Raw genomic sequence first — 18,399 nt, forward strand, 5'->3', positions numbered from 1 at the left:
CTGCGTTGCTGCTGGAGAGCGTGAGCCGAACGGGTCGGCCGCGACGGTCAACGTTGCGCCGTGAGAAGCGGATCCGATCGGTTCGCCGCAGAACCGGGAGCGATCTTTCTCAACGGTGCCAGTGCCGACTCGGCACCGGCGCGAAGCATCATCAGATCTCCGTCGACGGTCCCGTAGTCGCCGTGATCGAATCCGTACCCGAGAGGCGATCCCAGATGGACATCGGCCCGGCGGGCTCGCACCACTGATTCGTCCCAGATTCTGATCAATTGGTCGGCGTCGGCGTACATGTCGATTCCGAGATCCTGAGACAGGTCGGCCAGTCCGAAGAAGATGAAGTCGATGCCGTCGACAGCTGCTATCTCGTCGAGGTTTTCGATGCCCTCGGCCGTCTCGACCAATGGAATGATCAATACGTTTTCATTGGACGAAGCTTTGTGTGCGTGCCAGCCATCGTGTGCCCATCGAGCGGCTTCGGTTGCCTGGCACATGCCCCGTCCGCCGGCGACGTATCGGCTTGCGAGCACAGCGCGGCGGGCGTCGTCGGCTGTGGCGATCTTGGGCACCACGATTCCGTGGGCACCGATGTCCAGGGTGGACTGGATCAGCGTCGCCGAGTTTTCGAGAACCCGAACGATCGGTATCACTCCGTTCGCTTCGGCCGCGCGTATGTGATTGAGCGTCGACGTCACGTCGTTGGGGCCGTGCTCGCGGTCGATGATGACGAAGTCGTAACCGACATTGCCGAAAATTGCGGTCGTTGCTGCGTCTGTGGACATGACGAAAGCGCCCACTGGCAGTTCGCCATTGTCGATCATCGAGATCAAACGACTGCGTGCTTGTATACGAGGCATTGGGGTCCTTGAGGCGGTGTGTGGGCGTTTCGGGATGTAAAACGTCAGCCCGGGTTCGTGGAGACACCGCAGGTGGATAGTGACCACGATCACGTTCTACTGCTTCAGTACACGACGCGCTCGATCAAATGTCCAATGCATCTCTCGGCCGCTACGTATAGCAACGGTGCATATTGGTAAGTCCTAATGGATGCCCGCCATCAATTCGTCCACCAGCTCTTTCAGGCGTTGCAGAGCCGAACGCGCCACGGGGGACATGCCGATTCCCTCGAGGCAGTACATGTCGACCTGATGTAGCTCGTGCTGGGGCGCAAACTCCACGGGGATGGCTGTCAATCCAGTGCTCTCGCGAACATGAGGAGAGATGAGAACAGCATCGCTGGACGCGGCGATGCGCGCGAGAATGTCGTAGTTGTCCAGCCGCAGCGTCGCGCGCACAGCCGCAACCTGGTCGGAGGGCAGTCGTGACAACGAGTCGTTCCACGCAGTACCGGCGATGCGGGGATAGGACTTCAGATCTTCGATTGGAATCGAACTGCGTTCGATCAGCGGGTGTCCTTGCCGAACGTAGAACCGAGGGGGAGTGTACGCGAACGGGGTGTGTAGGACCCGGCTCGAAGTTCGTTGACCGAACGACTGTCCGATGTAGAACTCGAGCTCGCCGTTGAGCAGCCGTGGATACATCACCGACGTCGCGTCGATCACGACCGTCGCATCGAGCCCCGGATATTGTGCGTGCAGATGATCGAGCAGACGATCGAGTGTCGCACTTGCCAGCATCGGCCCCAGTCCGAAGGCCAAGGTCGGATGCCGTTCGTGAGTCCGGCCGGTCAGTTCTCGCTCCATCGAGTCGCCCATGTTGAGAAGCTGGTCGGCGAACCGCAGCACCTGATGCCCGCTCTGAGTCAGCTGAATTCCAAGTCTGCCTCGCTGCCGTTCCAGCAATTGGACGCCGTATTGCTTCTCGAGTGCCTGGATGCTTCGACTCAGCGAGGGTTGCGTCAGATTCAACTCCGCCGCGGCGCTGTTGAAGCTTCCGGTTCGTGCCAGCGTTCTGAAGTGATGCAGTTTGTGCATGTCGAACATGGCGACTCCCTCTGCTGAACATTCATGTGATGCATATATAACACCTCAAATGTTCATTGGACAGACTTCAGCGATGTCGGTCTACTCGTAACAGCGCTCGGACTTGTGTCCGGGAACACACCGTTAGGAGCTTTCGATGGACTGGACGACAGTCGACAACAGCCTGCTCGACCCGAACTGGTACACCTCGCCGGGATATCACGAGGCCTTCGCTCGGATGCGAGACGAGGATCCGCTGCACTGGACCCAGGACGATCGATATGGGAAGCACTACTGGTCGCTGACCAGGTACGACGATGTCAAGAATTACCTTCTGGACCACGAGCGATTGAGCTCCAGATGGGACACCAGAGTCCCCCGAACTCCGAAACGACTGACCCCCGAAGAACGTCACGAACGCGGCTTCGACATCGGAGTGGCGTTCAACGACAATCCAATTCACGATATGTACCGTCGCCCGATCAACAAGCACTTCAGCGTTCCTGCGATCGGAAAACTGGGCCACGACGTCCACTCCATCGTCGACGAGATACTGATCGAAGTAGCCGAACGTGGCAGTTGCGATTTCGTCGAGGACATCGCCGCCGAGCTGCCCGTGAAAGTCATTCTGAGGATGCTGGGTGTTCCGGAGAACGACTGGCCGATGCTGCGCGAAGCGTGCTGGCAGTGGCTGGCTGCTGCGGATCCGCGGTTCATCATCGACAACGACCAGGTGAAAACCTCCCTCGTCGGGCTACGCAGACTCCAGGAGTACTGCACCGAACTCGCGCTGGAGCGCAGGCGACACCCCCGCGACGATTTCGCCACGGTGATCGGGAATGTGGAGATCGACGGCGACAAGCTCAGCGTGCACGAGATGAAGACCTGGTTCGTCACCATGATCGGCGGCGGCCTCGAAACCACTCGCAACGCGGCCGCTGTCGGAATCTGGCAGTTCTTGAAAAACCCCGGTCAACGTGAGCTACTGCTGGCCGATCCGACACGTGTCAAAGGTGCCGTCGAAGAGGTGCTCAGATGGGGCACGCCGGCAAAGAATCGCCTGCGTATAGCCACCCAGGACATAGAACTGCACGGCAAGACCATCCGAACCGGAGATTGGGTTGTGGGGTTTCTCGCCGCGGCCAACAAAGACGAGCGGGAATTTGTCGACCCCCATCGATTCGACATACTCCGCAGCCCGAACCGGCACCTCTCGCTGGGTGAGGGTATTCACCTGTGCCTGGGCCGGGCGCTGGCCCGCCTGGAGTTGTCAGCGTTGATTCCGAAGGTGCTCCGCGCATTTCCCGATCTCGAAACCACAGCAGAACCCACGTGGATCGCAGACACCAGTGTCACCGGCTTCACATCCATGCCTGTTCGATATGCACCCGTCGACGCAACGACGATCAGTGGAAAGGCCTACGCATGACCAAGATTCGATTCTCGGTAGACGATCGAGAGATCGTGGTCGACGGTGACCCCGGCCGTGACCTCATGCACCTGGCGCTCGACGCAGGAGTAGACCGCATCATCGGTGAATGTGGTGGCGAAATGTCCTGCGGTACCTGCCATGTGCATGTGCGAGCTCCATGGAAAGAGCTACTGGTGGCACCGTCCGTGGACGAACGAGAACTGCTCGACATGATCGAGGGCTCCGATTCCGAGTCCAGACTCGCCTGCCAACTCAAATGCCGCGCGGGACTCGACGAGATCGTCGTCGAGGTCGCGAAATGACCGACACCTACGACGTACTGATCGTGGGAGGTGGACACGCAGGAGCCCAGGCCGCATCACTTCTTCGGGAACGGGGGTTCGACGGGAGCCTGGCGATCGTCTCGGCCGAGAGCGGCTACCCGTACGAACGCCCGCCGCTGTCCAAGGCGTTCCTCGTGGGCGAGCGCACAGGGGATGACATCGCCCTACGTTCGCCTCGGTACTGGCGCGATCACGAAGTGTCGCTGCTCGATTCGCGCAGCGTGACACGTGTGGACTCGATCGGTCGATCGGTCACCCTCGACGACGGGTGTCGCCTGGGCTATCGCACGATGATCTGGGCTACAGGAGGCACTCCACGATTGCTTCCTGGAACCGAGAGCACGCCCGGAGTGCACACATTCCGCACTCTCGACGACGCAGTCGCCCTCAGAGACATCATGCGGTCGGCCCCTCCGACAGTCATCGTCGGTGGTGGCTTCATCGGCCTCGAAGCCGCAGCCTCCTTTCGGCGCGCGGGAGCCGACGTCACCGTTGTCGAGGCTCAACCACGACTACTTGCGCGGGTGACGAGCGAGCCGGTATCGACCTACTTCTCGAACCTCCACCGTTGCGAAGGCGTCGAACTGCACGTTGCTACCAGCGTCGAGAAGATCACGTCCGAGGACGGTCGATTACGTTCGGTCACACTTACTTCCGGCCACATGGTGTCCGCATCGGTCATGCTCGTGGGAATCGGACTGATCCCGAATTCTGACGTGCTCGAGCGTGCGGGCGCTCGAGTGTCGAACGGCGTCGATGTCGACGAACGCTGTCGAACCTCGCTCCCCGACGTGTACGCGATCGGCGATGTCGCCAACTTCGTTTCCCCGTACTCGGCCGTCCCATCACGAGTCAGGCTCGAGTCGGTACCCAATACCTCAGCCCACGCAAGAATCGCGGTTGCGGACATCATGAACTCGCCTGCGCCAGCACAGCCAGTGCCGTGGTTCTGGTCTCATCAGTACGAAACGAAACTTCAAACCGCCGGATTGATTCACGGATACGACGGTCGGATTGTGCGCGGCGACGTGGACAGCGGCAAGTTCAGCGTCGTCTATCTGCACGGAAACCGGTTGCTCGGCGTAGATGCCGTCAACCACACGGGGGACTTCCTCGGTGCCAAGACTCTGCTGGGCACCGGTGCCGAGATTCGGATGGACCCGGAACGAATCGCCAACGAACGCCTCAAACTCGCAGAGTGCGTCGCGGCCGCCCAGCCGGTGCCCTGAGATGAGCCCGGCGAGTGATCGCACCGAACTTGTATGGGGTGTCGACGCCGGATTTCTCCAGTACATCGGCGGTCTCCCACACGGTTCGCAGCAGTGTTTCGACGGGTGCACCCCGGTCGGTGGAGAGTTCACATTTCCGCAGCGACAGGAGTCGAATACGGTTGCGGGAGAGTACTTTTTCGCCGGAGGAATTCGGTTCACGGGACACGACGGTCTGCTCGATCTCGTGATCGCCGAACCTGCTGTTCAGAAACAAGACGGCAGGTGGGTTCTGACGGCCATCGAACCGGCCGACCCGTCTCGTATCTCGGTCAGATCGCCATTGGCCTGGCTTCCAGATCTCGTCACGTCCGTGGAAGGAACCAGCACTCACGGAACCTCGCTCGCGCCCGAACTCACATTCGAGGGGACGTACCTGTTCGGGAACGTCTATCGAACAGGGCACCGTCTCGCCCCTCTGACATTCACCGCCGATGCCACTCGGTTCAACCAACCACCGAAAGACAACAGGAGTACTCCGTGACAAATACCGCTCGCGTCGTCGCCTATCTGGCACCCGAGACGTTCGCCATTCAGGAGATTCCTCTGCCTGATCTCGCCGAGGACGAGATGATCGTCGAGGTCGTTCTGTGCGGTGTCGATGGTTCAGAGCTGCATATGTACAAGGGCGAATTCTCCTGGCTCAACGAGCTCGCCCCGGTTGTCTTCGGCGACGAGATCATCGGCCGGGTCCAGAAGATCGGCAACAAGGCTGCAGCCGATCGAGACCTCGAAGTCGGCGACCTGGTCACCGTGGAATCTCGGTGGCCGTGCGATGGTTGTCGCACCTGCGACCGGGGCCAGTATTACCTGTGCGAACGACGTAACGTCTTCAGCGGCTACGGAACATTGCCCATGTCCGAGAAGCCGGGCCTGTGGGGTGGCTACGCGACCCACGTCTTCGTTCCCGCTCACGCCTTGGTGTACCGCGTGCCGGCGGCACTGTCTGAGCGCACTGCCCTCATCGCATGCTCCCCGCTCGCGAACGGCCTGAGATGGGTCGAGTGCGGAAACACTCGCAGCGGGGATCATGTCACGGTCATCGGCCCAGGTACACAAGGCCTGGCCTGTGCCCTTGCGGCTGTGCGGAAGGGTGCAACGGTCACACTGGTCGGATTGGAATCCGACGCCGACCGTTTGGCGAAGGCCCGCGAGTTCGGCGTCACGAGCACGGTGGCGATCGCCCGCGGCGAAGCCGTCGAGACCACCGTGCACAGAATTCGCGACGCCGGCGGTGAAGTCGACGTCGTAGTGGAAACGGCGGGTTCCGGAAGCGCCAAACAGCTTGCCCTGACTCTTGTTCGCCCCATGGGGACCGTCGTCAATGTTTCCGTCACGACGCCGGCCGAGCAACCCGTGGACTGGCCGTCGCTTCTGCAGCGTGAGATCACTCTGGTGAACCCGTTGTCCCACCCGAATGCCGTAGACGACGCGTTCGCCTTGGCAGTCGAGCTTCTCGAAGAGGGCATCGACATCGGCACCTGGGTAACCGACGTGTATCCGCTCGAAGAAGCGGACACCGCAATTCGGGCCGCCGCCTACCTGCTCGATACCCGACCGGTGAAGGTCGCACTGCGACCATGACTATCAGCAAGTGAGATCCCGATGCGCCGCTCGCAGAAACCAAGTGCAGGTCCTCCACCGCCGGGGGCACGTACCAGCAAGGACGTGTATCGGGGTGGTGAGTTACTCGAGTACGCGATGACGTGGCGGCACTGGGGTGGTGGGCATGCGGAGGAGATTTTCGTCCAGTTCGGAATCTCCTCCGCTCAGTACTTCACAAGACTCGAACTCATCTTGCGGGAGGGCCACTATCGGTGTCCACCTCGAGTTCGGCTCGAGCTCCTGGAGTTGTGTCGACGCAAACTCGAAATACCCAGGTAGCCACTATATTCGAACCGGCCCTGTGCCGTCTGTCCGTGCCGGTCGACCGGTGGTACCGGGTCGAGACGCCAGGCACTGCAGCAACGATCGAACGATATTTCTCTCGATTCCGAATTCACTGATCACTGTCGGGCCGCGGATGGCGTGCTGAATTCATGAGGGGAACGGTGAGAACCAACGCCGTACCTCCGAGTGCCTGATACCAGTGCAGCGACTCGCCGAGGAAGACGATGCCGATGGAAAGTCCGATCGCGGGGGACAGCAATGTCGACATCGATGCTCGCGATGGCCCCCATGCCTGGACCACGTTCAGACTCCACATCACACCGAAACCGGTCCCGATCAAACCCAATATCACGAGGCTTGCCACGACGCTGAGGCTGAATCGGGCCTCGCCCAGCGAAATCCAAGGTGTCGCGGCCAACATGACAACTGTCGCTACGCAGAACTCCAACAATGCCAGAAATGATGCCGAGATCGAGATCTGGTTCAACAGTCTGCGTGTATATGCGAAGCTGAAGCCGATGGACACGGCGGCTGAAAGGCATGCGACACTTCCCCACAAATCCGCACCGCCACTGCCGTTCCATGGCGCGAGCAGGGTCGCTATGCCCGCGATTCCAACCAATAGTCCGATGATTTGGACGACTGACAACTTCTCGACGCGAAACAGGATGGTGGAGAAGAGAACGGCCGCAATCGGTACGAATGACATGTACATCGTTGCCAGGCCGGTAGGAATGCTCTGCTGAGACCATGATAAGAGAAAGAAGGGGACAACCAAATTCAGCATCGCCAGAATCGATATTTGAAACCAAACATACGCCTGCTTCGGAATGTCGAACCTCGACGCAAGTGGTACCACGAGAAGCATTGCGACACAACCGAGAAGAATCCGAAACCATGAAACTTGACCAAAGGAGAGTCCCGTCAATGCGACGGAGATGAAGAAGAACCCGGTACCGCCGACAAAGCACACTCCGGTAAACTGCGCGGAGACAAACATGCTGCTCTTTCTCATGTGCACAGTGTTCGCTCTCTGATCCTGGCCGCACCGTATGCCTATGATGTTTGCTGCACAAATATTGCAAAGTTCGGCTTTTTGTTGATTTTCCTAACGGTCTCGCTCGACCAATCCTGCCGCAGCTGCGCGGGGAACTCAAATGATAATTACGAGCACGAATTATTCGTTGCGCGTATGAATGTTGCGTCACGTCAGCGACGCGATGTCTATCGAAAAGTTCGAGGGTTCTTCACTCGGAACCGCCGGAACCCGCTGCCGTGAACAATACCGCAGCGTCCAGTCTCGAACGAACCTCGAGTTTACGGAGAATGTTCGCTACATGAAATTTCACGGTGTTTACGCTGATGAAAAACTCCGCAGCTATTTCCGGATTGCTCCTGCCTGCCACGATCTGCCTCAGGATGTCATGCTCGCGATTGCTCAACGCAGCGAGCGAAGGCGAGTCATCTGCAAGACCTGCAGGTCGACGGGACACGATCATTTCACGGACTCCATCCGGGCTTCTGGATCACGTTCGGCCGCACGACCTCACGCATTGTTGCACTCAGTGCAGTAATCACTGTCTGTCATGGTAGGCCAACTCGAGGGCGTCGTGCAGAGGATTTTCATGCTTCCGTCGAGAACCCCCATCAACCATCGATGCCCTTCCTGGCTCGTTGGCATCCGTCGGTCCTCGCAGCCGACCCCGCTCGAGACGAGCAAACGGGGTCGTGGAACCGACGGATGATCTGAATACGTCTGCCGTATATGCCACTTCGGAAAAATGCATTGGACAGTGTTGTGGGTGGGGGGTCTACTGGTTGTTGTAGTGACCGACGCCACTTTTGTGGGGTGGGTTGTCGTGTGAGGCGGATTGCTTCATTCATCGAATCGATGCCTTGTGTGGGCTGGGAGTACGGAGAAGATCAATGGCTGGTCGCGTCGAAGGCAAAGTTGCGTTCATCACCGGAGCTGCTCGTGGACAGGGGCGTTCGCATGCGCTTCGGTTGGCGGCGGAGGGTGCTGACATCATTGCGGTGGATATTTGTGCGAATACCGGAATCGATTATGTCCCTTCCACTTCGGAGGATCTCGCTGAGACGGTGCGTCAGATCGAAGGGCTCGGGCGGCGTGTCCATGCCACTCGTGCGGATGTGCGTGATTACGACCAGTTGAAGGCGGCGGTCGATGCCGGGGTCTCGGAGCTGGGGCATGTGGATATCGTCTGTGCGAATGCCGGCATCCTGACGATGGGTCCGTCTCATGAACAGTCGGAGCAGGAGTGGCAGAACATGATCGGCACCAATCTCACCGGGGTGTGGCATACCACGAAGGCGGCGACCTCTCATCTGATCGATCAGGGGTCGGGTGGTTCGATCATCATCACCAGTTCGTTGATGGGCTTGAAGGGTGCGGCGGGAGCTGCCTCGTACGCGGCTGCCAAGTGGGGCGTCACCGGCCTGGCGAAGTCGCTCGCTCATGAACTCGCGCCACATCGGGTGCGGGTGAACACTATTCATCCGACCAATGTGCGTACTCCGATGCTCGACAGTGAGATGATCAGGAAGGCCTTCAGGCCCGATCTGGAGAACCCGACGTTCGACGATGCTGCAGAGGTGTATGCGGCTCCGAATATCTGGCCCCTTCCGTGGGTGGAAACGAGCGATATCTCGAACGCGGTGCTCTATCTCGCCTCGGACGAAGCCCGGTACGTCACCGGTATCGCACTGCCCGTCGATCTCGGTGCCAGCGCAAAATAAACTGCGCTGGACGCGCGACGGAGTCACGCAGCCCCAGTCCGCCACGTGGACCGAAGTCGGAGCCGTTCTGTCGGCCGTCAACACAGATGGAATTTTCATGCCAGCAAATGCGACATTGTCTCCGACTCTGGAGGCTTGGCGGTGGCAACTCAAAGCCCAATGTCGAACGATGCCGATCTCGATGTTCTATCCGGACGCCGAATGTCAGTGGACCAATCTCGCCAGTGCTGAATCGGCTGCCAAAGCTGTGTGTGTGCAGTGTCCTGTCCGAGCGGATTGTTTGGCACACGCTATGACGTACGGCGAACCGGATGGAATATGGGGCGGACTCACGCACCGGGAACGACGGCGACGTACGAGGAACGCCTGACAGAGCTCGTCGGTACAGCCGAAATGACTCGACACTGCCTACCGGTCGTCGTCACCGGTATCGCGTTGCCTGTCGATCTCGGTGCCAGTGCAAAATGCACTGCGCTGGAAGTGAATTCACCATCGGCCGTAGGGTCACATCCTGCTTCGGGTCCTCGCCACGGCTGCGTCCATATCGGTGAGTGAATCTCGTGCTTTCAGGTAGTCCGGGATTCTCGAGGGCAGGGTGGCGGCCAACCCGTCTCGAAGTTCGACAGCGTTCAGATCTCGACAATACGTCGGCGTGCCCGGCTGTTGCCGCCACGACTGATCGAGCGTTCCTCCGTCGACAGGATCGAACCCGAGTAGGTCGACCAGGTCGAACACGATCTTCTTGTCCTCGGATTCGGCACCGGCCACCGCCAGGCCGACTCGGCTTGCCGGGTCGGCCGACCCTTTGTACTTCAGGCTGGGTGCCGAAATGTTGTTGAACACCTTGTAGACCGGACGACCGAGTCGGAATGTCACCCACTCACTGTCTGCGGTACCGGTATCCAATGCATCGATGCGGCCGTCCCGAACGGGGTAGTAGTTACAGGTGTCGATCACGATCGGTACCGACCCCAGTGTCTTCAGCAGATTCGGCGACAGGCGATCGACGGATTTCATCGGAATGGTGAGCACGACGAGGTCCACGTCTTTCGCCGCCGATGACGCCCACATCGGTCTGATGCGCGAGTCGTCGTCGAAATCCGTCAATGTATCGGGGTCGGAAGAATGTGCGATTCTCACCGAGTTTCCTGTGCCCGCCAACGCGCGGGCCAGGGTTCCGCCGATGAGCCCGGCCCCGATTATTCCGATGTCCATGTGGCTTGCTGCCCTTACTTCCGCTCGTGATCCGCCGATTCCGGAGATCCAGTGTTGCCGTATATGCGAGAAACGGGTCAGGTGGCCGATCGCAGAGCGACGAGTTGCCCAGTCTGTTCCATGATTCTGTCGCCGTCGCTGTCCAGTCGCGATGTGATCGTGACCAGCGACTGCGCCTCCGATCGAGGTTCGACCGCGACGACCTCCACCGTCCCGTGCAATGTCATGCCCGGCGTGACGGGGCGGAAGAGTCTCAATCCGGTGCTGCCGCGTCCCGCCACTATAGCGAAGTTGCGAAGCATGGTGCGTGCAGTCATGGACTGGATCATCGCCTGCGTGTACACGCCACTGGCGCACAGCATTCCGAGAGGAGAACGTTCTGCTCGTGGCCTGTCGAGATGGAAGTCGAGAGGATCCCACCGCTGCGCGAAAGCGACCATATCGTCTTCGGTGGCAGTCACCGATCCGAGATCGATGATCTGGCCGATCTCGAGGTCATCAGCGGTGCGGCGCGGACCCTGCCGAAAGGCGTGGCCGTCGGTGACCACGTCGAGTGCGAGGGTCAGGAGCATTCCCCGGTGACCGTCGGCGGGCAACCGGACTGTCACGCGGTGGCTCGGTGACGTGTTTGCGGCGTGGGATAATCGGTGGCGCAGGGTTGCGGGATCGTCGATATCGGCCGCTGTGATGTCGACATCGGGGTACCGGGAGGACGCGTTCAGTCGTCGCGCGGCGGCGGCCGGCAGCCCGTCGAGAATTCTGTCGCCGCGGCCGTGTCGTGTCACGACGGTCAGTGATCTGGTTGCCCCGAGAGCCAACAGCACGGCGATCGTCGGGTCGACGACGACGTGGCCGAATCCGAGTCGTTCGAGTGTCGCCGCGTAGTCGGCTGGATCCTCGCAGTACTGGGGCATGACGACACCGACTCGTTCGATCAGCGCCACGTCGACAACACGTCCTCCGATGTCAGCGCGGCCGCCGGGGTCGAGGAGATGACGGTGGGAGTTCGGTCGAACCGCGGTGCCGGCGCAGGCTGTCTGATGCCGTCGACGTCGAGGTAGGTTGCGCGATAGCGCAAATGGGGATGCTCTCCCGCCTCGGTGAGCGAGAGAACCGGAGCCACGCACGCATCGGTGTCGGAGAAGACGCCGTCCCACTCGTCTCGGGTGCGGGTGGCGAACGCGTTCGCGATGCGCTGCTTCATTTTCGGCCATCTGGACGGGTCGGCGCGGTCGCTCTCGTCCGCCTCCAGCGGTAAGAGCCGGCAGAACTCGGCGAAGAACTTCGGCTCGAGGGCACCTACCGCCATCCATCGATGATCACTGGTCTCGTATATGTCGTACCAGGGCCGTCCACCGTCGAGAAGGTTCGTTCCTCGGTCGGTGGACCACGATCCCGCGGCGACCAGGCCGTGCAACAGCGTCGTCAGTGAGGCGGCACCGTCGACGATGGCCGCGTCGACAACCTGCCCTTTGCCTGATCTCTGTGTCTCCCACAGTGCAGCGAGAAGTCCGGACACCAGGTACATCGAGCCGCCGCCGAAGTCGCCCAGCAAATTCACGGGCATGACCGGCGGGCCGTCCGCGGAGCCGATGGCGTGAAGCGCCCCGGACAGGGCCAAGTAGGTGATGTCGTGCCCGGCGGTGTGGGCCAGTGGACCGTCCTGTCCCCAACCGGTCATCCGTCCGTACACGAGCTTGGGGTTCTCGGCCCAGCACTCCTCGGGGCCAACCCCCAGTCGTTCGGCGACACCGGGGCGGTTGCCCTCGATGAGTATGTCGGCGTGTGCGATCACGGCGAGTGCCTCGGAACGCCCTGTCGGAGTGCGCAGATCGATGGCCAGTGTGCGTCGCCCACGGCGAAGGAGGTCGTAACGAGCAGCTATCGGGGTGTCCAGAACTGGACGGTCGATCCGAACGACATCGGCTCCCATGTCGGCGAGAATCATCGCCGCGAACGGGCCGGGGCCGATCCCGGCGAGCTCGACCACCCGCAGGCCGGCCAGTGGACCACTGGAATTCGGATCGCTCATGCGTACAGACCGTCGATCCGGTCGGCGTACTTCGTGGTGATGGACCGGCGACGCAGCTTCATGGTGGGAGTGAGCTCGTCACCGCCGACCGGCCAGTCTTCGGTGAGCAGCGTCCAGGCGCGAACCCGTTCGACCTCGGACAGCTGCTCGTTCGCGCGGTCGATCTGGGCCTGCAGCGCCGCACGAACAGCTGCGTTGTCGGCAAGCTCGTGGACGGAGGTGCCCGGTTCGATGTCGTTGTTCTTCTGGAGGACCTCCAGTCCTTCTGGGTCCAGAGTGATCAATGCGGTCACGAACGGTCTGGAATCACCGAAGGCGACCACCTGTCCGACGAGGGTTCCGGAGTTCTTGATCCTCGACTCGATCTTGACGGGCGACATGTTCTTGCCGTTGGAGTTGATGATGAGTTCCTTCTTGCGGTCCACCATCCGTAGTTGACCGAGTTCGTTGAGCACGCCGATGTCACCGGTCTTGTACCAACCGTCTTCGTCGAACGCAGCGTCCGTGGCACCGGGATCATTGCGATAACGAGTCATCATTCCGGTGCCACGCAGGAGAACCTCGCCGTCGTCGGCCAGCTTGATTTCCATCCCGGGACTGGCGCACCCGGCGTAGCCGACTCGGTAGGGCTGCTGCAGCCGTCCCAGGGCGGTGGGGCCTCCGCTTTCGGTCAACCCGTACCCTTCGCGCGCCGAGAGTCCGAGGCCGAGGAAGAAGGCCATCAGATCCACGGTCACGGGTGCTGCGCCTACGCCGGCGTATTCGACGCCGTCCAGCCCGACCGAGGCGAGGATCTCGCGCCGGGTCTCACCGGTGGCCTGCCACTCGCGGCGCACCGCGTCGGTCAGCGGAGTGCCACTCTGCTCGGCAGCGAACACTTCGCTCCCCAACTCGACCGCCCGACGCATCTGTGCGCGGCGGGTCGGGTCCTCTTCCAGCGCGATGTTGCGTTCGATGGTCGCCTTGAACCGTTCCAGGCTGCGGGGAGTCATGAACACATAGGCCGGTCGCACCTCGATGTAGTACCGGGAGAGTTGACGCACGTCGTCACAGAACGTCACGCAGTGCCCCTGCACGATGGGGAGGAAATACGTGACCACTCGCTCGGCGGCATGTGCCAGTGGAAACGCAGACAGGAGACGACGGCCCGGGGCGACCGGGGCGACGGTGCGGTAGACGTCGGCGCACGCGAGGGCAGACCGATGCGAGAGTTCGACTCCTTTCGGAGTGCCGGTCGTTCCCGATGTGTAGATGACGTGGCAGATGTCCTCGGAATCGACGGTGCGCCAGGACTGCTCGAAATCGAAGTCCGGCCCAGGTCCGCGCTGGAGGAAGGACGCAGGACTGTGCAGAACGACCCCGGCTATGGGCTCTAGTTCGGTTGTGTCGCAGTCGAACACGACTAGGTGTCGCAGTTCGAGGCCGTGGTTCAGCACAGCGGCGCGAATCGCCGGGACGAAGGCGGCCTGGGTGACGAGGAGTTCTGCGCCGGCGTCGGCCACGACGTAGGCCATGTCAGCCGGCGGCATGGTGTTGTAGATGCTGGTCGATGCGGCACCCAGGTGGATCGACGCCAAGTCGGCGATGAGGTGTTCGGGCCGATTGACCATCAACAGGGCGACGCTGCCGTGTCGGCGCACACCGATACCGTGCATCGCGGCCGACCACGCGCGGACCTCGTCCCGGACCTGAGACCACGTCAGACGCGTGCTGTCGTCGACCGTCCGGTATGCGACAGCATCGGGGAACCTCTCGACGGTGCGATCGAATGCCGCAGGGACCGAAACAATTCCGTCGATCCCCGCTACGTCGGTCTCTGCTGGGTAACCCAGGTCAGTCGCTGTCTCGGCCATTCGAAACCTCTCTTCTCGCCCGGCGCCTGTGCGCCACTGCGGACTGCCGACGCTGCGTCGGCAGTGCATCCGGCGGTGTGGTGCGAGCCACAGTACGACAAGATATTCAAAATGTCGAGTATCAAGTTCTTGAGTAAAATCTTGCTCGTCCACGTCCGCGGCGAGCTCGCAGTCCATGTCGTCGAATCCACCTTCTGGTTCAATGGCATCGGCAGGTGGATTCTGCGGACAGCGCACGTGGAGGACAGACGGGCGGGACGGAAGCGAGAACGATGATCGAGAACTCTGACGCGGTCGATGGCGGAGTCGGTCCGTTGAGCGCCTATCGTGAAGCTGTCGACGCCAAGTACGGGGCCGGTTCCCGGTACGGGGTCGCCTTGCATTTGATGCGCGTCGAACGGCATGTCGGTGCGACCATCGAATCGGTATTGCGCCAGTACAAGCTCAGTCGTCCGCAGTGGTCGGTGCTGACAATCCTGCACCTTGCACCCGCTACGCGAATTCCGTTGGGGCGGATAGCGACTGCGCTTCAAGTGCATGGCACCATCATTACGAACGCGGTCGATCGACTGGCCGTGCTCGGCTTGGCCGAACGAGTTGTCGATCCGGGCGATCGACGTTCGGTGCTGGCGATCATCACCGACGACGGTGAGCGCTGTGTCGATGACATCATGACCAAGCTGGCCGAGCAGCAATTCGGCCTGAAGGAGTTGGCGGCCAGGGACATCGGGACTCTGAGTCGAATCCTCAACACCGTGTGTCCCGAGGAGTGATCCAGCGGAAGAGGATGACCATGGCAGTGGCGAACCATTCCACGTCGGTGACCGACGGGCACCCCGAGAGAGCGGAGCTCGCGGCGCGGATCCGAACCCTGCTGGACGCGGTCGTGTGCGTCGAGATGGACCGCGAGGCGTTCGTGGAAGCTGGGGCGCTCGTGGAGAAGGCATGTGCTGCGCTCGGCCCGCCGCCGTCGGTCACCGATCATCGGCGAGAGATGGAGCGAGGCAAGCGGATGTCGATCAATCCGTATGACTCGTCGGGGAACCCGATCGCCCCACCGCTGCACGTGACATCGAACGTCGACGGAAGCTACGAAGCGGACTTCTCGCTGTCCGTCGCATACGAGGGCCCTCCCGGCCGCGTCCATGGGGGCGTCGTCGCGGGAATCCTCGATCACGCTTGCGGTTTCGCCGTACGCAGTCTCGGGATCGCTGCACTGTCGGTCTCACTGCAGGTCGATCTCGAAGATGCCACGCCGTACGGGGAACCGTTGACGGTTCGAACCCGTGTCGCCGAACGTGACGGTCGCAAGTTGTGGGTCACGGGTGAGGTGGCCACGGCGGCCGACCATGTGACCGCCAGGTGCCGCACATTGATGCTCGCGCTCCGAAAATAATCAACAGGTTGAATATCGTTGTATTGACAAAACTGGAGTGTGGTTACACACTGATGGCATGACCACTGCAACGCACGAGGACTCGACCGGAGCATCGCAGCCGGTGCACACGTCCTCGAACCCGGCAGTCGGCACGTACGACGAGGCCGTTGCGCACGTCGGTCGACGCAGCCCGACGTATGTCGCCGACGTTCCGGTCGGCGAGGGATCCGTCGCGATGTTCTGCGCCATGATCGAGGATGCGAACCCGATCTACTGGGATCGTGAACTCGCGCAACAGATCTTCGGGGGACCGGTTGCGCCGCCTGCGCTGGTCCAGGGCACGGTCCTTCCGCTCCCGTGGCGGCCCGACGGTGCCCGCAGTCAGAATCTCGCCGTGTTCCAGGTGCCGTTACCCGGCCGTACGCTGATCAACGTCAGCACGGACGCGGTGTACCACCGCCCGTTCTTCGCCGGTGAGGTCATCTCCTATCACGACGAGATCGTCGACATCTCACCCGAGCGCACCACCCGCCTGGGCACCGGGCACTTCCTCACCACTGTTTTCCGCTACATCGATGCCGAAGGACGGCCGATAGCCGACATCGAGAACGTCATGTTTCGATTCGGTGAGGCGGACCGATGACGCACGGCGCTACCGGTCTCGGATCGTACGAAGCCTGGGCAGAGCTCCAGGCAGGGACGGTGCTGCCGTCCGTCACCCTCGAGGTCACCGAGCAGACGGTGATCCTCGTCCCGGTGTCGACGTGGGATCTGTTCCCCGGGCATCACTCGCCGGCCTACGCGCGCAGCCAAGGGCAGCCGGACATGTACCTGAACACCATCGCGTTGCAGGGGTTCGTCGACCGTGCGATCACCGACTACCTCGGACCCGATGCGTGGGTTCGCAGGCGGAAGATCGCCATGGTCGATTCCGTGTATCCGGGGGACGAGATCCGCGGTACAGCAACAATTCTCGCTGTCCGACGGGACGGCGAAAGCGTCGAGGTCGACGCCACTGTCGAAGTGTCGACCGATCGCGGAGTCGCAGTCCGAGCCGAGTCGACCACACATCGCTACCGATCACAGTGAATTCCTGATCGCCGCCAGCAGGCACCCAGCCAGAAATCGAACATCGACGTACGCCCCTGCGTTGCGCCGCTACGAAAGTGAGCAGTCATGAGTGAGAACCTCGAAGCTATCCGCCAGATCTGCACCGACATCGCCAAGCGAGTCGACCGGAAGTACATGGCAGAGCAGGGACGCAAGAACGAACCCGCCACCAAACTGATGGACCTGTGGGCGGAGACGGGACTGCTCGGCATCGCCCTTCCCGAGGAGTTCGGCGGAATCGGTGGCGATATGACCGATCTCGCCAGTGCGATCGATTGGCTCGGCCAGGACGGTCTGTTTCTCGGCAACGTCGTTCCGAACTTCATGTCGCGCATCCCGCTGGTCAAGTACGGCACCGACGCGCAGAAGAAGACGCTGTTGCCGGGCACCGCGTCGGGAGATGTGTTGTTCTCCTTCGCAATCACCGAGCCGGACGCGGGTACGAACACGTTCAAGATTCGATCGACTGCCATCGAGCAGGAGGACGGTTCGTATGTGCTCAACGGAACGAAGCACTACATCACGGGATTCGCTGATTCCACCCACTGCCTCGTGGTCGCGCGAACCCAGCCCTACGATGCCGAGAACCGGACTCGCGGCATTTCGCTGTTTCTCATCGATCCGAAATCCGACGGGATCTCCGCCACGCAGATGGACCTCGGTATCCATCTCGCCGAGCGCAACTACGTCGTGAACTTCGACGGGGTCTCGCTGCCGGCGGACAGCATGCTGGGCTCGGATGGCAAGGGGCTCAACGTGATGTTCGACTGCCTCAATCCCGAGCGCATGATGGTCACCGCAGCGAACATCGGTCAGGCCGAGTACGTCCTGAAACGAGCGGTCGATCATGCCAACACGCGCGCGCCGTTCGACACACCGATCGGCGCTTACCAGTCCGTGCAGCACCCGATGGCGATAGCGAAGGTCAATATCGAGGCCGCACGCGCGCTTCTCTACAAGGCCACGGAACTGTATTCCGCGGGCGGCGAAGTGGGACTCGATGCCAACATGGCCAAGTACCTCTCCAGCGTCGCCTACAGTCAGGCAGCGAACGCTGCCGCCACGGTCTTCGGTGGTGGATTCGCCGACATGGGGCAGGACATCATTCCTTTCTTCCTGCAGGCCAAGCTCAACGAGGTTGCGCCGGTGAACAACAACATCGTATTGAGTCACATCGCGCAAAATGCGTTGAACCTCCCCAAGTCCTACTGACAGGTCGAGT

Annotated in this window: 20 protein-coding genes; 12 read left to right on the plus strand and 8 right to left on the minus strand. The window is 61.3% G+C overall.

Features of this window, described 5'->3' with window-relative positions; genetic code table 11:
* Positions 1-47: 47 nt before the first annotated feature.
* A complete protein-coding gene (locus ACOQFP_RS20800) occupies positions 48-854 on the minus strand; it encodes an HpcH/HpaI aldolase family protein (protein WP_206490160.1) in 807 nt (268 codons plus the stop codon).
* A 183-nt stretch (positions 855-1,037) separates the two neighbouring features.
* On the minus strand, positions 1,038-1,940 hold the full coding sequence (locus tag ACOQFP_RS20805; RefSeq protein WP_421585401.1) for a LysR family transcriptional regulator: 903 nt from the start codon (positions 1,938-1,940) through the stop codon (positions 1,038-1,040).
* A 136-nt stretch (positions 1,941-2,076) separates the two neighbouring features.
* Between ACOQFP_RS20805 and ACOQFP_RS20810 the strand changes: the two genes are divergently transcribed.
* From ACOQFP_RS20810 to ACOQFP_RS20830, 5 genes are read left to right on the plus strand one after another with little or no spacing between them, the layout of a single operon-like run.
* On the plus strand, positions 2,077-3,348 hold the full coding sequence (locus ACOQFP_RS20810; RefSeq protein ID WP_421585402.1) for a cytochrome P450: 1,272 nt from the start codon (positions 2,077-2,079) through the stop codon (positions 3,346-3,348).
* Positions 3,345-3,653, plus strand: coding sequence for a 2Fe-2S iron-sulfur cluster-binding protein (locus ACOQFP_RS20815; protein WP_206490163.1), 309 nt, complete (start codon positions 3,345-3,347; stop codon positions 3,651-3,653). The genes ACOQFP_RS20810 and ACOQFP_RS20815 overlap by 4 nt, the downstream gene beginning before the upstream one ends.
* Positions 3,650-4,903, plus strand: a complete 1,254-nt coding sequence (locus tag ACOQFP_RS20820; protein WP_421585403.1) for an NAD(P)/FAD-dependent oxidoreductase — start codon at positions 3,650-3,652, stop codon at positions 4,901-4,903. The genes ACOQFP_RS20815 and ACOQFP_RS20820 overlap by 4 nt, the downstream gene beginning before the upstream one ends.
* A gap of 1 nt (position 4,904) precedes the next feature.
* The gene (locus ACOQFP_RS20825; RefSeq protein ID WP_421585404.1) at positions 4,905-5,426 is read left to right on the plus strand and encodes an HtaA domain-containing protein; all 522 of its coding nucleotides are present in this window, start codon (positions 4,905-4,907) and stop codon (positions 5,424-5,426) included.
* On the plus strand, positions 5,423-6,526 hold the full coding sequence (locus tag ACOQFP_RS20830; protein ID WP_206490166.1) for a zinc-dependent alcohol dehydrogenase: 1,104 nt from the start codon (positions 5,423-5,425) through the stop codon (positions 6,524-6,526). The genes ACOQFP_RS20825 and ACOQFP_RS20830 overlap by 4 nt, the downstream gene beginning before the upstream one ends.
* Before the next feature lie 415 nt (positions 6,527-6,941).
* Here the strand turns inward: ACOQFP_RS20830 and ACOQFP_RS20835 are convergent, their stop codons facing one another.
* Both ACOQFP_RS20835 and ACOQFP_RS20840 read right to left on the minus strand, forming a co-directional pair.
* Positions 6,942-7,847 (minus strand): DMT family transporter, encoded by a 906-nt coding sequence (locus tag ACOQFP_RS20835; RefSeq protein WP_206490167.1) that lies wholly within the window; start codon positions 7,845-7,847, stop codon positions 6,942-6,944.
* 232 nt (positions 7,848-8,079) lie between these two features.
* Positions 8,080-8,331 (minus strand): helix-turn-helix domain-containing protein, encoded by a 252-nt coding sequence (locus ACOQFP_RS20840; RefSeq protein ID WP_206490168.1) that lies wholly within the window; start codon positions 8,329-8,331, stop codon positions 8,080-8,082.
* Positions 8,332-8,758: 427 nt separating this feature from the next.
* Between ACOQFP_RS20840 and ACOQFP_RS20845 the strand changes: the two genes are divergently transcribed.
* Positions 8,759-9,589 (plus strand): mycofactocin-coupled SDR family oxidoreductase, encoded by an 831-nt coding sequence (locus tag ACOQFP_RS20845; RefSeq protein ID WP_206490169.1) that lies wholly within the window; start codon positions 8,759-8,761, stop codon positions 9,587-9,589.
* Between the two features lie 97 nt (positions 9,590-9,686).
* The gene (locus ACOQFP_RS20850) at positions 9,687-9,959 is read left to right on the plus strand and encodes a WhiB family transcriptional regulator (protein WP_341243902.1); all 273 of its coding nucleotides are present in this window, start codon (positions 9,687-9,689) and stop codon (positions 9,957-9,959) included.
* Positions 9,960-10,093: 134 nt separating this feature from the next.
* Here the strand turns inward: ACOQFP_RS20850 and ACOQFP_RS20855 are convergent, their stop codons facing one another.
* The 4 genes from ACOQFP_RS20855 to ACOQFP_RS20870 form a co-directional block, all read right to left on the minus strand.
* Positions 10,094-10,804 carry an NADPH-dependent F420 reductase gene (locus ACOQFP_RS20855; protein ID WP_206490171.1) on the minus strand — a complete coding sequence of 237 codons (711 nt, stop codon included), beginning with the start codon at positions 10,802-10,804 and terminating at the stop codon, positions 10,094-10,096.
* Positions 10,805-10,881: 77 nt separating this feature from the next.
* Positions 10,882-11,748, minus strand: coding sequence for a MaoC/PaaZ C-terminal domain-containing protein (locus tag ACOQFP_RS20860; protein ID WP_421585405.1), 867 nt, complete (start codon positions 11,746-11,748; stop codon positions 10,882-10,884).
* Complete coding sequence (locus tag ACOQFP_RS20865; RefSeq protein WP_421585406.1) at positions 11,739-12,836, minus strand: CaiB/BaiF CoA transferase family protein; 1,098 nt, start codon at positions 12,834-12,836, stop codon at positions 11,739-11,741. The genes ACOQFP_RS20860 and ACOQFP_RS20865 overlap by 10 nt, the downstream gene beginning before the upstream one ends.
* Positions 12,833-14,689 carry an AMP-dependent synthetase/ligase gene (locus tag ACOQFP_RS20870; RefSeq protein ID WP_421585407.1) on the minus strand — a complete coding sequence of 619 codons (1,857 nt, stop codon included), beginning with the start codon at positions 14,687-14,689 and terminating at the stop codon, positions 12,833-12,835. Before ACOQFP_RS20870 ends, ACOQFP_RS20865 begins: the two co-directional genes overlap by 4 nt.
* 272 nt (positions 14,690-14,961) lie before the next feature.
* On the opposite strand from ACOQFP_RS20870, the gene ACOQFP_RS20875 reads away from it, so the two are divergent.
* From ACOQFP_RS20875 to ACOQFP_RS20895, 5 genes are all read left to right on the plus strand, one after another.
* On the plus strand, positions 14,962-15,462 hold the full coding sequence (locus ACOQFP_RS20875; RefSeq protein WP_206490175.1) for a MarR family winged helix-turn-helix transcriptional regulator: 501 nt from the start codon (positions 14,962-14,964) through the stop codon (positions 15,460-15,462).
* Between the two features lie 20 nt (positions 15,463-15,482).
* Positions 15,483-16,085, plus strand: coding sequence for a PaaI family thioesterase (locus ACOQFP_RS20880; protein WP_421585408.1), 603 nt, complete (start codon positions 15,483-15,485; stop codon positions 16,083-16,085).
* Between the two features lie 58 nt (positions 16,086-16,143).
* Complete coding sequence (locus tag ACOQFP_RS20885; RefSeq protein WP_421585409.1) at positions 16,144-16,710, plus strand: FAS1-like dehydratase domain-containing protein; 567 nt, start codon at positions 16,144-16,146, stop codon at positions 16,708-16,710.
* A complete protein-coding gene (locus tag ACOQFP_RS20890) occupies positions 16,707-17,156 on the plus strand; it encodes a hypothetical protein (RefSeq protein ID WP_421585410.1) in 450 nt (149 codons plus the stop codon). The genes ACOQFP_RS20885 and ACOQFP_RS20890 overlap by 4 nt, the downstream gene beginning before the upstream one ends.
* Positions 17,157-17,243: 87 nt before the next feature.
* Positions 17,244-18,389: an acyl-CoA dehydrogenase family protein gene (locus ACOQFP_RS20895; protein WP_206490179.1), complete on the plus strand. Its 1,146-nt coding sequence runs from the start codon at positions 17,244-17,246 to the stop codon at positions 18,387-18,389.
* Positions 18,390-18,399: the final 10 nt, after the last annotated feature.

Source organism: Rhodococcus sp. MALMAid1271, assembly GCF_049195265.1.
Classification (GTDB): Bacteria; Actinomycetota; Actinomycetes; order Mycobacteriales; family Mycobacteriaceae; genus Rhodococcoides.

Excerpts from the sequence above, each read along its gene's own strand:
- ACOQFP_RS20850 (WP_341243902.1), top strand. The coding sequence starts at position 9,687 with ATGCCAGCAAATGCGACATTGTCTCCGACTCTGGAGGCTTGGCGGTGG.
- ACOQFP_RS20840 (WP_206490168.1), bottom strand. The coding sequence starts at position 8,331 with ATGATCGTGTCCCGTCGACCTGCAGGTCTTGCAGATGACTCGCCTTCG.
- ACOQFP_RS20885 (WP_421585409.1), top strand. The coding sequence starts at position 16,144 with ATGACCACTGCAACGCACGAGGACTCGACCGGAGCATCGCAGCCGGTG.
- ACOQFP_RS20815 (WP_206490163.1), top strand. The coding sequence starts at position 3,345 with ATGACCAAGATTCGATTCTCGGTAGACGATCGAGAGATCGTGGTCGAC.
- ACOQFP_RS20880 (WP_421585408.1), top strand. The coding sequence starts at position 15,483 with ATGGCAGTGGCGAACCATTCCACGTCGGTGACCGACGGGCACCCCGAG.
- ACOQFP_RS20810 (WP_421585402.1), top strand. The coding sequence starts at position 2,077 with ATGGACTGGACGACAGTCGACAACAGCCTGCTCGACCCGAACTGGTAC.
- ACOQFP_RS20890 (WP_421585410.1), top strand. The coding sequence starts at position 16,707 with ATGACGCACGGCGCTACCGGTCTCGGATCGTACGAAGCCTGGGCAGAG.
- ACOQFP_RS20845 (WP_206490169.1), top strand. The coding sequence starts at position 8,759 with ATGGCTGGTCGCGTCGAAGGCAAAGTTGCGTTCATCACCGGAGCTGCT.
- ACOQFP_RS20820 (WP_421585403.1), top strand. The coding sequence starts at position 3,650 with ATGACCGACACCTACGACGTACTGATCGTGGGAGGTGGACACGCAGGA.
- ACOQFP_RS20865 (WP_421585406.1), bottom strand. The coding sequence starts at position 12,836 with ATGAGCGATCCGAATTCCAGTGGTCCACTGGCCGGCCTGCGGGTGGTC.
- ACOQFP_RS20855 (WP_206490171.1), bottom strand. The coding sequence starts at position 10,804 with ATGGACATCGGAATAATCGGGGCCGGGCTCATCGGCGGAACCCTGGCC.
- ACOQFP_RS20825 (WP_421585404.1), top strand. The coding sequence starts at position 4,905 with ATGAGCCCGGCGAGTGATCGCACCGAACTTGTATGGGGTGTCGACGCC.
- ACOQFP_RS20875 (WP_206490175.1), top strand. The coding sequence starts at position 14,962 with ATGATCGAGAACTCTGACGCGGTCGATGGCGGAGTCGGTCCGTTGAGC.
- ACOQFP_RS20800 (WP_206490160.1), bottom strand. The coding sequence starts at position 854 with ATGCCTCGTATACAAGCACGCAGTCGTTTGATCTCGATGATCGACAAT.
- ACOQFP_RS20895 (WP_206490179.1), top strand. The coding sequence starts at position 17,244 with ATGAGTGAGAACCTCGAAGCTATCCGCCAGATCTGCACCGACATCGCC.
- ACOQFP_RS20805 (WP_421585401.1), bottom strand. The coding sequence starts at position 1,940 with ATGTTCGACATGCACAAACTGCATCACTTCAGAACGCTGGCACGAACC.
- ACOQFP_RS20870 (WP_421585407.1), bottom strand. The coding sequence starts at position 14,689 with ATGGCCGAGACAGCGACTGACCTGGGTTACCCAGCAGAGACCGACGTA.
- ACOQFP_RS20835 (WP_206490167.1), bottom strand. The coding sequence starts at position 7,847 with ATGAGAAAGAGCAGCATGTTTGTCTCCGCGCAGTTTACCGGAGTGTGC.